This is a genomic window from Flavobacterium sp. RSP46 (assembly GCF_003984825.1).
GTDB lineage: Bacteria > Bacteroidota > Bacteroidia > Flavobacteriales > Flavobacteriaceae > Flavobacterium.
Window position 1 is genome coordinate 113172 of sequence record NZ_RYDM01000003.1, and the last position, 12889, is coordinate 126060.

Sequence of the window (12889 nt, forward strand, 5' to 3'; positions counted from 1 at the left end):
TGTTATATTAAGGAATGTTCACTACTTATATTGAATACTGACCTTTTAATTTTATTGTAACTGTAATGGCTGTCTTTTCATTATTTCTGAAAAACCAACCGTGTTTTCCTTCATACGGAGCATAAAAAGTCCCAACCATATTATTGGAATAGGCAAGCGTGTAACTTTCAAAATAAACGTCATTCGTTTCTTTAGCTTGTTTTACTTCCCCGTGAAAATCAAAATAAACGATTCCTTTATTAGTCGTCCATTCGTATTTCATTTTGCCATATTTCAGCATATAAATTTTATATTCAATTCCTTTTCCTGCCGGTACGATTACTTCAACCGTGTCTTCTCTTTCTGCATATTGTTTTTCAGGTGCAGGATTATTTGCTTCGATAGGTCTTTTTACTTCAGGTCCAGAACCTGCTTTTTCCATTTTAATTAATGGGAATGTTTTTCCTGTTATTGTAGCTAATCCATCATCAGCATTCGCTGGTACATAAAGCTTACTGAACCCGAACAGTTTGCCTGTTCCTATTGGATCCATTCCATATTCGGCAGGTAAAACTGCGCTTACTAAAATTAGTACAGAAAGTAGTAACGCGAAGATAACTGCTTTGATAATTTGTTTTTTATTTACTATTTGATGATTTATTTCTGACATTTTTTAATTTTTAAGATGTAAAATAACCCGTTAATTGATATCCTATTAATACAAATCCAGCAGCCATAAGCAGCGTATTTGTTATTGTTGAAAATTTCATAAAGCTGGAATGTCTGCGCCATAAAGTAATCAAGATTAGCACAAAAGTCAATGCTATGAACTGACCTATTTCGACACCAATATTGAATCCAAGCAGATTGGTAAACAATCCTTCTTTTTCAAATTTGAAATCTTGCAATTTGCTGGCAAGCCCGAAACCATGAAATAATCCAAAAATCAAAACAGCTGCTTTTGTATTGGGTTGCCTTCCGAAAAATTTCTTGAAACCACCTAAATTATCAAAACCTTTATACACTATTGACAGTGCGATAATGGCATCAATTAAATACGAATTAATTGATATAGTACTCATAACTCCAAACAATAATGTTGCGCTATGACCAATTGTAAAGAAACTTACATAAAGTAGCACTTCTTTCGGACGATAAAGGAAAAAGATAACGCCAACTAAAAAAAGCAGATGATCGTAACCCGTAAGCATGTGTTTTGCACCAATATAGAGAAATGGGCCAAAAGCAACGCCATCATTTCCTGACAAAAAAGTTTGCGTATTTTCATCTACACCATGAGCAAAAACGCCTGTGATGCCGACAAAAAAAAGTATAACAAGAAATATTATTTTTTTTGAATTCATAATTTTATTTTTCTTTAAAAAACTACTTCTCTCCTGAAATTTTCGCAAGAGAAGCAGCCTGTTAAATTATACTAATGCGTGTGACCATGAGCCGCGTCAACTTTATCTTGCTCCACTTGATTAATACTGTCCGTACCTACTTGATCCGTAGAATCTGTGATCACTTGAACTTGTTCTACTGTTTCAGTAGATTGACTTTCAGTGTTTTCAGTTTCGTTATTTGCTTTGTTGTTGCAAGAAGTTAACATTCCGATTGCGATAGTCGCTACGATTAAAAAATTTTTCATAATTGTAATTTTAATTGGGTTTATAAAGAATAATAAAATTAATGTTGGTGCCCATGATTAATATCTTGTTCAGAAACTTGGCTATTTTTAAATTTGGAAGAGATTGTTTTTCCATTGACAAGTAATGTGATGGTACAATAAGCATATATGCTTGCTTTAGGAACTTGTACAAATAAAGCATTGTTGGTGTCTAAAAAAACTGGATTCGTTGCTTTTGTTTTATTAAAAAATTCAAAAACAGCCAAGCCAGTAATTTTTTTATTTGAAACCGTTTTTCCTTTCGCATTCAGTACGTAAAAACTAATATTGTTTTCTCTTTCGACCCTTTCAATTTTGTAGTCGCCTGAATCTTGTATTATTCCACCGTGCGGCGTTTTGGATTGATTTTCGTTTACTTGTGCATTTGAAATTGTTGTGCCTACCACTAACAAGAATATGCCTATTACGTTTGATTTAATTGCTTTCATTATAGATGTTTTTCGAATTAAATAATATTGATTGCCTTACAGATTGACACTAAAAAAGCTAGGAGAGTTTTGTGAAGTCTAAAAACATTTTAGTTATGGAGTAACCTAAAACTCTTAAACGTCTAGTTAGTGATGAATGCTAATGGAATTGATACAACGTATCGTTCGCTATACGTAAATAGCAAAGTATATTTTAAAATAGCAATCAGAAATATTTAAAATATAACTAATTATGGTTTAAAATAAAATTAATTAACTCAACTTAGGGGGAAGCCAGATAGAGGTAAAAACGCTGGAAATGTAAAAATCCTGACTGAAAGCTACAGTGCGGTTTAGATAAATAATAGTAGGCTTGCGAAAAGAAAACGTTGTTTGGTTTATAAAAGCAAGAACCGTATTTACATTTGTATTAATTGTCTTGAAAGGTAAATTTTGATGACTATCTTTTTCTTTACTTGAATGTTGATGACTATCATTGTAATGAATAGCTATAAAATCAAGTAATGAAATATTCTGACCAATGTTATCTTCTTGGTGATCTGAAAAGTGTTGTAGTAAGTTCGGCAATTTAAATAACTGTCCAATCTCTGTGTTAGCACACAAAAAAGCAAAAAGGAATGATATGACAACTATTTTTTTCAAGATTGTAAAAGTACTAAATTTTATTGATTGCCAAAAATTTAAAATTGTAAGTAAATCTTGATCTACAGAAATTCCTAGCTAATGTGTCTGATGACACATTATTTTGGTTTTCTTTTTGATTGCAGTATTTATTATAATATTTCGTGTCCAAAAATCAACGAATCTATTTGATGCAGTATTAAAAACTCAAGCGAAATGATGGAACACCAGGAGCAACATCATATCATTTTTGGATTCTTAAGCTCCATAAAGTATTGTGTTTTTTGGTGAACCTGTAACTACTTTTGTGGGTACTACTTTATTTTGAACCATCAGTTACTAATAGAATTTTCACTCTTTTTTCTCCACTAAATTCATTCCGCATTTGGGACATTTTCCGGGTTTATCCAACGTAACTTCTGGATGCATTGGACAGCTATACGTTTTTTGAGTTTCCATTTTTTTTCACTACTAACCGACTAAATAAATTCAAGACAAAGGGCCACTTTTAACAGTAAGCCCTTTTTTTCATATCTTTTGGTTACCAAATCAAAAAAACATTATAGCGGAATGAGCGTAATAAGAAACAACAGCCAAGAAGATACACCGCCCGACGCAATAATAATTGATTTTACAGATTAATCAAAAAAGCCCCGATAAACTAAAATGTTATCGGGGCTTTTTGTCTAGTAAAAAGTTATCAACATGTACAAAAGGCAACTAAACTGGCAACTAGAAATAAAAAACCCTCATAATCAATAGATTACAAGGGTTTTATCGTGAAGGCAGAAGGATTCGAACCTTCGACCGCCTGCTTAGAAGGCAGGTGCTCTATCCAGCTGAGCTATGCCTCCATTGCTCATGTAAAAAACTAGTCGGGGTGGCAGGATTCGAACCTGCGGCCTCCTGCTCCCAAAGCAGGCGCGATAACCGAGCTACGCTACACCCCGAAAAAATATAAAGCGGAGGGACAGGGACTCGAACCCTGGCACCGATTGCTCGATGACAGTTTAGCAAACTGCTCCATTACCACTCTGGCACCCCTCCAAGCTCAAAGAAACGTGTCCTGTTTTGCGGTTGCAAATTTAACACATCTTTACGTTCCTCACAACTATTTAGACCTTTTTTTTAAATATTTTTTATCCTAATTCTAAAAAGACTTCACAATCAAACATATAGAATATAAATAAATTTTTAAAAGAGATTATCCCAACATCAAAATACGAAATTGTTTAAAAAAGATTAAATTTGCTACATAAACCAACATTATATAAATCATGAACAAAAGAGTTGTTATCGTTTCTGCCGTTAGAACACCTATCGGTAGTTTTATGGGAGGATTATCTACAGTTACCGCTCCTAGATTAGGTGCTGTGGCTATAAAAGGAGCTTTGGACAAAATAAAATTGGATCCAAATTTAATTGATGAAGTATTTATGGGTAATGTAGTTCAAGCTGGTGTAGGACAAGCTCCTGCTCGCCAAGCTGCACTATATGCTGGTTTACCTAATTCTGTTGCTTGTACTACAGTCAACAAAGTATGTGCCTCTGGAATGAAAGCTGTAATGCTAGGTACTCAAGCCATTTTATGTGGTGATGCTGAAATTGTTGTTGCGGGTGGAATGGAAAACATGAGTTTAATTCCTCACTATATGAATTTGAGAACAGGAACTAAATTTGGTCCAGCAACATTTATTGATGGTTTACAAAAAGATGGACTTGTTGATGCTTACGACAACAACGCAATGGGCGTTTGTGCGGACTTATGTGCTGCTGAATATAATTTTACCCGAGAAGACCAAGACAACGCCGCAATTCAATCCTACGAGCGAAGTGCAAAAGCTTGGGAGACTGGAAAATTTGATAATGAAATTGTCTCTGTAACCGTTCCTCAAAGAAAAGGAGATCCTATTATAATTTCTAAAGACGAAGAGTTTTCTAATGTAAAATTAGACAAAATACCTTCATTAAATCCTGTTTTTACAAAAGACGGTACAGTTACCGCAGCAAACGCTTCTACAATAAACGATGGAGCAGCAGCTGTGATATTAATGAGCGAAGAAAAAGCAATCTCTTTAGGATTGAAACCTCTGGCGTATATAAAAGGGTATGCAGATGCCGCACAAGAACCAAAATGGTTTACAACAAGTCCATCAAAAGCAATTCCTAAAGCATTAGAAAAAGCAGGAATAGCCATTACTGATGTTGATTATTTCGAATTCAATGAAGCTTTTGCTGTTGTTGGCCTAGCCAATGCCAAAATTTTAGGACTAAAGAGCAGCACGATTAATGTGAATGGTGGTGCTGTATCATTAGGACATCCTTTAGGTTGCTCCGGAGTAAGAATTATTGTTACTTTGATCAACATATTAGAACAAAATAATGGTAAAATTGGAGCTGCTGCAATCTGTAATGGTGGTGGTGGTGCTTCAGCAATTGTTATTGAAAGAGCTTAAAATAATTATAAATTAGGAGTTGTATTTTAAAAACATATAACTCCTAATTCTAAACTCATAAATTACCCTAAATGTTCGGAATTTGTAATCTAGCAATGATACCACTTCGGTTTGAACCCAGTGATAAAAGCGAAATTGTTTCTCAAATTTTATTTGGAGAACATTTTGAAATTTTAGAGCAAATGAAACAATGGTCTCGCATCAAAGTACAGTACGACGAGTATGAAGGCTGGATCGATTCTAAACAATTACAGTTGATTTCAGAATCAAATTTTAATCAATTATCCGCAGAAACGATCATATTGAATTCCGATTTAATTGAATATATCACTACTCCAGATAATCAATTAATTCCTATTCCGCTCGGATCCTCGGTTTCATTTATAAATAACAGTGAGATAAACATTTCGAATTTTGAGTTTGATGGAACAAAAACAAGTGGCAAAAAAACAAAAGAGCATTTGATAAAAACTGCCTTTATGTATTTAAACGCTCCTTATCTTTGGGGAGGGAAAACTCCTTTTGGAATTGATTGTTCAGGATTTACTCAAATGGTGTATAAACTGAACGGATATAAATTGCTTCGTGATGCCTCTCAACAATCAAAACAAGGGGAAGCTTTAAGTTTTATAGAAGAAAGTGAACCAGGAGATCTCGCTTTTTTTGATAACGAAGAAGGCAACATAATCCATGTAGGAATAATTATGGATGATAATTACATCATTCATGCCAGTGGAAAAGTACGAATTGACAGGCTTGATCATTTAGGAATATTTAATGCCGAAACCAATAAGCATACACACAAATTAAGAGTCATTAAAAAAATCATATAAAAAAAACCTCTCTCAAAATAGTAATTCGAGAGAGGTTATTTTTAAATTTAAAAATCTAGCATTAATTCTTTGCCTTCAATGCCTTGTATTCAGCTGTCATTTCTAAAGCGCTATATACGCCTAAAAGTGTTTTTGAAACATCCTCATTTTTAGGATCTAGTTCAACTGCTTTTGCAAGAAAAGGAATTGTAGCTTTGAATAAATTTTCTCTTTTCTTTTTCAATTCATCATAGCGCCTCATATCCTTAGTAGAAGTTCCTAATTTATTCATTTCATCGATAATTACCTTTTCATCCTCTAACTTCATGGCCGCTAAATTGATGTAAGCATTAATGTATTTAGGATTAATTTCAATAACTTTTAAATAGTACTTTTCAGCGTCTACCTGATTTTTTGCATTAGCACTAAGAACTCCTAAATTAAAAACTAAATCAGCATCATTAGGATTTTTCTCTAATACTTGAGCGATCAGCTTTTTATACATTTCAAAATCTTTTGTTTCTAAATAAAGATTTGCTTCTGTCAAAACCAATGAAGTATCTTCAGGATTTGCTTGTCTTGCATCCGATATTGCTTTTTTAGCCTCTTCAATTTTTCCGTTTTGCACTAAAATTAAAGCTATGTTTTTATAGATCTCTCCTCTTTTAGAAGGAATAGCCTCTGTTCTTGGTTTTTCGTGAGTCCCTATTTTCACTACTCTGTCTCTTTCCGGAGCCGTTGTAAAAAGATCTTCTTCATTAGTGATTTTATTCACCGCAAAAAAACTGGTTCCTTTTCCAGAATAATTTAAGTTTTTCAAATCATCATACAACTTAAGTGCTGTGTCATATTCTGCTGCATTCACATAAGTAGAGGCCGCATAATACAAATTGATAGTGTCTTTTTTATCTAATAAATATGCATCATACAGTTTTTTTGCACTATTTGAATGCTTATTGATTTTTGAATCCGCTATGGCAGCATTAATCAATTTATATTTAATTTCTGTAATTGAAGCTGCAGCTTCTGTAGAAAATTTCAATTTACCGGAAACTTTTTCAGCATCAATTAAATCTTGATATGCTTTTGCCGCAAGCGAAAGATTAGCATCTGCATCCACTTTTTTATTGGCTAAATCCAATAAAGCTTTTCCTTTTACAAAGAAAAATTGTGCTTTCTCCGCCTCTTTAGCATTAGCGATGAGAGATTCGGCTTCCATCAAAATGGTAACTGCTTCTTGAGATTTACCCCCTTTTAATGCTTTTTCAGCGGCTTTAATTTGATCTTTTTGAGCAAAAGTGGCTACTGAAATCACTAACGCTGATGCTAGTACTACATATTTACTTTTCATGGTATTCGATTTTGTTTAATAGTTCTTGTTTAATAGTTCTTTTTTAATCTACACTTATTTAATTTCAAAATTTCCAATCCAATTGGATTGGAAGTTTTGAAACCAGTTATTAGTATTCATACTAAGCTTCGTCATCTGAATCGTCTTCGTCTTCAGTGTCTTCGTCTTCACTTTCAGAATCGTCCTCTTCATCCTCCTCTTCAACTACACCATCCTCTTCAAGAACTTCAAGGACAGGTTTTACTCTTTCGATAGCTTCCGACTCAATAATATTTCCGTCTTCATCAACAACTACTTCCGCCACATCGTCTTTCATTACTTTAGTGACTGCAGCTATGGAATCGTTTCCTTTTATATTGATCAGTTTTACACCTTGCGTAGCACGTCCCATTACTCTCAAATCCTCTACAGCCATTCTGATAGTCAATCCAGATTTATTAATAATCATTAAATCATCCGCATCAGTAACGGCATTAATAGAAATCAGCTTCCCAGTTTTCTCCGTAATATTCAAGGTTTTTACTCCTTTACCCCCACGATTTGTAATTCTGTATTCGTCAAGGCTTGACCGTTTTCCATAACCGTTTTCAGCAACTACTAATATTTCGCTGCTCATATCGTTTACAGTGACCATGCCAATTACTTCATCCGTATCATCCTTAAGTGTAATTCCGCGAACTCCTGAAGCTGTTCTTCCCATTGGACGGGTTTTAGTTTCTTCAAAACGAACTAATTTACCAGATTTCACAGCTAAAATAATTTGGCTTTGCCCGTTCGTTAATTTTGCTTCTAATAACTCATCCCCTTCTTTAATAGTAATTGCAGCAACTCCATTCACTCTGGGTTTAGAATATTTCTCTAAAGATGTTTTCTTAACCTGCCCTTTTTTAGTCACCATAATAAGGTTGTGACTTTTGATGTAATCTTGATCTTTTAAATCCTGAGTACAAATAAATGCTTTTACTTTATCGTCGCTTTCTATATTTACCAAGTTTTGGATTGCTCTTCCTTTGGCCGTTTTACTTCCTTCTGGTATTTCGTAAACACGCATCCAGAAACATTTCCCTTTTTGGGTAAAGAACATCATATATTGGTGATTCGTAGCCACAAACATGTGCTCTAAGAAATCCTGATCCCGTGTTCCTGCACTTTTTTGTCCAACTCCGCCTCTGTTTTGAGTTTTGTATTCCGTAAGATTTGTACGTTTAATATATCCTGCATGTGAAATCGTGATAACTACATTTTCATCGGCAATTAAATCTTCAATACTAACATCTCCTCCTGAATATTCAATTACAGAACGGCGTTCATCTCCATATTTATCACGAATTTCAGTTAGTTCTTCTTTAATCAAGGCTATTCTTAAGTTTACATCTGCTAATAAAGCTTTTAGATGCTCGATTAACTTCATGATTTCATCGTATTCTGTTCTTAACTTATCTTGTTCAAGACCTGTTAATTGACGCAAACGCATTTCAACAATGGCTCGAGATTGAATATCGGATAAATTGAATCTTTCGATTAATTTTTCTCTTGCTTCTTCGGTGCTTTTTGAAGCTTTAATTAAAGCAATTACTTCGTCAATATTATCCGAAGCGATAATCAAACCTTCTAAAATATGGGCTCTTGCTTCTGCTTTTTTCAATTCAAATTGCGTTCTGCGAGTCACTACATCATGACGGTGCTCTATAAAATAATGAATCAGATCTTTCAGATTCAACATTTGCGGACGCCCTTTTACAATGGCAATATTGTTTACACTGAAAGAAGACTGTAATTGTGTAAATTTATAAAGTGTATTCAAAACTACGTTTGGCGTAGCATCTCGTTTCAAGATATAAACGATACGCATCCCGTTTCTATCCGATTCATCTCGGATATTCGCAATTCCATCAATTTTTTTATCGTTAACCAAATCAGCCGTACGCTTAATCATATCGGCCTTGTTAACTTGATAAGGAATTTCGGTAACGATAATACATTCTCTTCCGTCCACTTCTTCAAAACCTACTTTGGCACGCATTACAATACGTCCTCTACCTGTTTTGAATGCTTCACGAACGCCTTCATATCCATATATAACACCTCCTGTAGGAAAATCTGGGGCTTTGATATGCGTCATCAACTCATCAATCTCAATATCGCTATTGTCCATGAAAGCCAATGTCCCGTTTATCACCTCAGTCAAGTTATGAGGGGGCATATTAGTGGCCATACCTACTGCAATTCCTGTTGCCCCATTTATTAATAAGGTAGGAACGCGTGTTGGCATAACTGTTGGCTCCTCCAGCGTATCGTCAAAATTTAATTTAAAATCAACAGTTTCTTTATCTATATCCGCCAAGATTTCTTCTGAAATTTTACGCATTCTAGCCTCTGTATAACGCATTGCTGCAGGACTATCGCCATCTACTGACCCAAAATTACCCTGGCCATCAATCAATAAGTAACGCATACTCCATTCTTGTGCCATACGAACCATTGCATCATAAACTGAGGTATCACCGTGTGGGTGATACTTACCAAGAACTTCCCCAACAATTCTTGCGGACTTTTTGTGGGCAGATCTAGAATTTACACCCAAATCATGCATTCCAAATAGGACTCTTCGATGTACTGGTTTCAAGCCATCTCTAACATCTGGAAGTGCTCTTGATACAATTACCGACATCGAGTAATCGATGTAGGCCGTTTTCATTTCATCTTCAATGTTAATAGGAATTAACTTTTCTCCTTCAGACATAAGTTGTTATATTAAAAAATTATATTAGTTTCAAAACGTGCCAATATACATCTTTTTGAAATTTTTAAACCTATTTTAAAACACTAATTTCAATGATTTATTAACAAATAAAACTTCGCTTTTAGTTGATAATTTAAGGTAAATTTAACTTTAATATCTTGATAATTTTTGTCACTTAGCTGACACGACTTCATATAGGAATGGTTTTTGTTTTTCTATCACTAATTCACTAAATTTACGATATCAAATATATATTATGGATGATAATTTTTCACCAAGAGTAAAAGACGTTATTACTTACAGCAAAGAAGAAGCTTTGCGACTAGGACATGACTTTATAGGAACAGAACACTTAATGCTGGGAATTCTAAGAGACGGTAACGGAAAAGCAATTCAAATATTGAATAACCTTGACGTCGATTTAGACCATTTACGCAGAAAAGTAGAGATCTTAAGCCCCGCAAGTCCTAGTGTAGAAGTAAATGTTGAGAAGAAAAACCTGCACCTGACACGCCAGGCAGAACGGGCTTTGAAAACCACTTTTCTAGAAGCTAAGGTTTTTCAGAGTTCCTCTATCAGCACCGCACATTTATTGTTATGCATATTAAGAAATGAAAATGATCCAACAACCAAGCTATTGAATAAACTGAAAATTGATTATGATATAGCTAAAGAACAATATCTAAACATGACTCCAAACGAAGAAGAATTTATAGAGAAATTGCCAAGAAACGAATCATATAATGACGATTCAGGACAAGATGACAGTCTAAAAGAAGGCACCTTTAACAATCCAGCCAACAAATCCAATAAAAAATCGAAAACCCCTGTTTTAGATAATTTTGGAAGGGATTTAACAGAAATGGCCGAAGAAGGAAAACTGGATCCTGTTGTAGGGCGTGAAAAAGAAATCGAACGCGTTTCGCAAATTTTGAGTCGTAGAAAAAAGAACAATCCATTACTAATAGGAGAACCAGGTGTGGGAAAATCAGCCATTGCCGAAGGTCTAGCGTTGCGAATTATTCAGAAAAAAGTATCACGTACTTTATTCAACAAACGTGTTGTTACCTTGGATTTAGCCAGTCTTGTTGCCGGAACAAAATACCGTGGGCAGTTTGAAGAGCGTATGAAAGCAGTGATGAATGAATTGGAAAAAAATGATGATATCATTCTTTTTATAGATGAAATTCACACCATTGTAGGTGCTGGTGGTGCAACTGGATCTCTGGATGCATCTAATATGTTTAAACCGGCATTAGCGCGCGGTGAGATTCAATGTATTGGCGCTACAACATTAGACGAATACAGACAATACATAGAAAAAGATGGTGCATTAGAGAGACGTTTTCAAAAGATAATTGTAGAACCTACATCCGTCACTGAAACGATTACAATTTTGAATAACATCAAAAATAAATATGAAGACCACCATAATGTTACTTATACACAAGAAGCTATTGAGGCTTGTGTAAAATTAACTGACAGGTACATGTCTGAGCGCTTCTTACCGGACAAAGCCATCGATGCTTTAGATGAAGCAGGCTCCAGAGTTCATATTACCAATATTGAAGTTCCCAAACAGATTTTAGATTTAGAGCGTCAATTAGAAGATGTTCGAGAACTGAAGAATGTTGTGGTAAAAAAACAAAAATATGAAGAGGCCGCTAAACTTCGTGATGACGAAAAACGTATTGAAAAAGATTTAGCTATTGCACAAGAACAATGGGAAGAAGATTCAAAAAACAACAGAATAGAAGTTACGGAAGACAATGTAGCCGATGTTGTATCGATGATGACCGGAATACCTGTGAACCGAATAGCACAAACCGAAAGCAATAAATTGGCTAAATTACCAGAACTTATTGAAGGAAAAGTTATTGGACAAAGAGAGGCCGTCATGAAGATTGCACGTTCGATACAACGAAATCGCGCCGGGTTAAAAGACCCAAATCGACCTATTGGATCCTTTATCTTTCTAGGACAAACCGGTGTTGGTAAAACACAACTTGCTAAAGTATTGGCTAAAGAGTTATTCGACTCTGAAGATGCTTTGGTACGCATTGACATGAGTGAATACATGGAGAAATTTGCTATCTCTCGTTTAGTTGGTGCACCTCCGGGATATGTAGGGTATGAAGAAGGCGGTCAACTGACTGAAAAAGTGCGAAGAAAACCCTATTGTGTGGTCTTATTGGATGAGATCGAAAAAGCGCATCCTGATGTTTTCAATATGTTATTACAAGTGCTGGATGACGGATATTTAACGGATAGTTTAGGCCGAAAAATTGATTTCAAAAATACCATAATAATCATGACTTCGAATGTTGGTGCCAGACAATTAAAAGATTTTGGACAAGGAGTCGGTTTTGGAACTGCTGCCAAAGTAGCGCAGGCTGATGATAATTCAAAAAGTATTATTGAAAACGCCTTAAAGAAAACTTTTGCTCCTGAATTCCTTAATAGAATTGATGATGTAATTGTATTCAATGCTTTAGAAAAACATGATATTGATTTAATTATCGAAATCGAATTAAAAAAATTATTCGCCCGTGTTGCCGAATTAGGGTATCAATTGAGTCTTTCTGACAAAGCAAAAGCATTTATAGCTGAGAAAGGTTTCGACAGGCAATTTGGCGCAAGACCACTAAAAAGAGCCATTCAGAAATATGTTGAAGATACCCTTGCAGAAGAAATTATCACTTCGAAAATAACAACCGGAGATGAAATCTTCATGGATATCGAAGAAGGGGCACAAGAATTAACGGTTCAGGTTCATAAAGCCGGCGAAGCCACAAATCCTTAAATAATT

Annotated in this window: 10 protein-coding genes, 3 tRNA genes and 1 pseudogene; 3 read left to right on the forward strand and 11 right to left on the reverse strand. The window is 34.8% G+C overall.

Annotation, left to right across the window (positions count from 1 at the left end; genetic code table 11):
* Positions 1–25 precede the first annotated feature (25 nt).
* The 9 genes and pseudogenes from EKM01_RS06765 to EKM01_RS06800 all read right to left on the reverse strand — a co-directional run bounded on the left by EKM01_RS06765 (position 26) and on the right by EKM01_RS06800 (position 3765).
* A complete protein-coding gene (locus tag EKM01_RS06765; RefSeq protein WP_126462425.1) occupies positions 26–649 on the reverse strand; it encodes a hypothetical protein in 624 nt (207 codons plus the stop codon).
* Positions 650–659: 10 nt separating this feature from the next.
* A complete protein-coding gene (locus EKM01_RS06770) occupies positions 660–1343 on the reverse strand; it encodes a HupE/UreJ family protein (RefSeq protein ID WP_126462428.1) in 684 nt (227 codons plus the stop codon).
* A 71-nt stretch (positions 1344–1414) separates the two neighbouring features.
* Positions 1415–1630 carry a hypothetical protein gene (locus EKM01_RS06775; RefSeq protein ID WP_126456019.1) on the reverse strand — a complete coding sequence of 72 codons (216 nt, stop codon included), beginning with the start codon at positions 1628–1630 and terminating at the stop codon, positions 1415–1417.
* A gap of 38 nt (positions 1631–1668) precedes the next feature.
* The gene (locus EKM01_RS06780) at positions 1669–2097 is read right to left on the reverse strand and encodes a hypothetical protein (RefSeq protein ID WP_126767525.1); all 429 of its coding nucleotides are present in this window, start codon (positions 2095–2097) and stop codon (positions 1669–1671) included.
* Between the two features lie 252 nt (positions 2098–2349).
* Positions 2350–2739: a hypothetical protein gene (locus EKM01_RS06785; RefSeq protein WP_126767528.1), complete on the reverse strand. Its 390-nt coding sequence runs from the start codon at positions 2737–2739 to the stop codon at positions 2350–2352.
* A 333-nt stretch (positions 2740–3072) separates the two neighbouring features.
* Positions 3073–3171: pseudogene (locus EKM01_RS14930) on the reverse strand (heavy metal-binding domain-containing protein); the annotation flags it as partial.
* 327 nt (positions 3172–3498) lie between these two features.
* Positions 3499–3572: transfer RNA gene (locus EKM01_RS06790), tRNA-Arg, on the reverse strand.
* A 21-nt stretch (positions 3573–3593) separates the two neighbouring features.
* Positions 3594–3668, reverse strand: a tRNA-Pro gene (locus EKM01_RS06795).
* A gap of 13 nt (positions 3669–3681) precedes the next feature.
* Positions 3682–3765: transfer RNA gene (locus tag EKM01_RS06800), tRNA-Ser, on the reverse strand.
* A 230-nt stretch (positions 3766–3995) separates the two neighbouring features.
* On the opposite strand from EKM01_RS06800, the gene EKM01_RS06805 reads away from it, so the two are divergent.
* Both EKM01_RS06805 and EKM01_RS06810 read left to right on the forward strand, forming a co-directional pair.
* Positions 3996–5174: an acetyl-CoA C-acyltransferase gene (locus EKM01_RS06805; RefSeq protein WP_126767530.1), complete on the forward strand. Its 1179-nt coding sequence runs from the start codon at positions 3996–3998 to the stop codon at positions 5172–5174.
* A 71-nt stretch (positions 5175–5245) separates the two neighbouring features.
* Positions 5246–6007, forward strand: coding sequence for a C40 family peptidase (locus EKM01_RS06810; RefSeq protein ID WP_126456224.1), 762 nt, complete (start codon positions 5246–5248; stop codon positions 6005–6007).
* Positions 6008–6068: 61 nt separating this feature from the next.
* Here EKM01_RS06810 and EKM01_RS06815 read toward each other — a convergent pair whose 3' ends face one another.
* Positions 6069–7337, reverse strand: coding sequence for a tetratricopeptide repeat protein (locus EKM01_RS06815; RefSeq protein WP_126767533.1), 1269 nt, complete (start codon positions 7335–7337; stop codon positions 6069–6071).
* 121 nt (positions 7338–7458) lie between these two features.
* Complete coding sequence (gene gyrA, locus EKM01_RS06820) at positions 7459–10080, reverse strand: DNA gyrase subunit A (RefSeq protein WP_126515427.1); 2622 nt, start codon at positions 10078–10080, stop codon at positions 7459–7461.
* A gap of 256 nt (positions 10081–10336) precedes the next feature.
* Here gyrA and EKM01_RS06825 point away from each other — a divergent pair, with 256 nt between their 5' ends.
* On the forward strand, positions 10337–12883 hold the full coding sequence (locus EKM01_RS06825) for an ATP-dependent Clp protease ATP-binding subunit (protein ID WP_126462449.1): 2547 nt from the start codon (positions 10337–10339) through the stop codon (positions 12881–12883).
* Positions 12884–12889: the final 6 nt, after the last annotated feature.

Excerpts from the sequence above, each read along its gene's own strand:
- EKM01_RS06770 (WP_126462428.1), bottom strand. The coding sequence starts at position 1,343 with ATGAATTCAAAAAAAATAATATTTCTTGTTATACTTTTTTTTGTCGGC.
- EKM01_RS06765 (WP_126462425.1), bottom strand. The coding sequence starts at position 649 with ATGTCAGAAATAAATCATCAAATAGTAAATAAAAAACAAATTATCAAA.
- EKM01_RS06825 (WP_126462449.1), top strand. The coding sequence starts at position 10,337 with ATGGATGATAATTTTTCACCAAGAGTAAAAGACGTTATTACTTACAGC.
- EKM01_RS06815 (WP_126767533.1), bottom strand. The coding sequence starts at position 7,337 with ATGAAAAGTAAATATGTAGTACTAGCATCAGCGTTAGTGATTTCAGTA.
- EKM01_RS06780 (WP_126767525.1), bottom strand. The coding sequence starts at position 2,097 with ATGAAAGCAATTAAATCAAACGTAATAGGCATATTCTTGTTAGTGGTA.
- EKM01_RS06775 (WP_126456019.1), bottom strand. The coding sequence starts at position 1,630 with ATGAAAAATTTTTTAATCGTAGCGACTATCGCAATCGGAATGTTAACT.
- EKM01_RS06805 (WP_126767530.1), top strand. The coding sequence starts at position 3,996 with ATGAACAAAAGAGTTGTTATCGTTTCTGCCGTTAGAACACCTATCGGT.
- gyrA (WP_126515427.1), bottom strand. The coding sequence starts at position 10,080 with ATGTCTGAAGGAGAAAAGTTAATTCCTATTAACATTGAAGATGAAATG.
- EKM01_RS06810 (WP_126456224.1), top strand. The coding sequence starts at position 5,246 with ATGTTCGGAATTTGTAATCTAGCAATGATACCACTTCGGTTTGAACCC.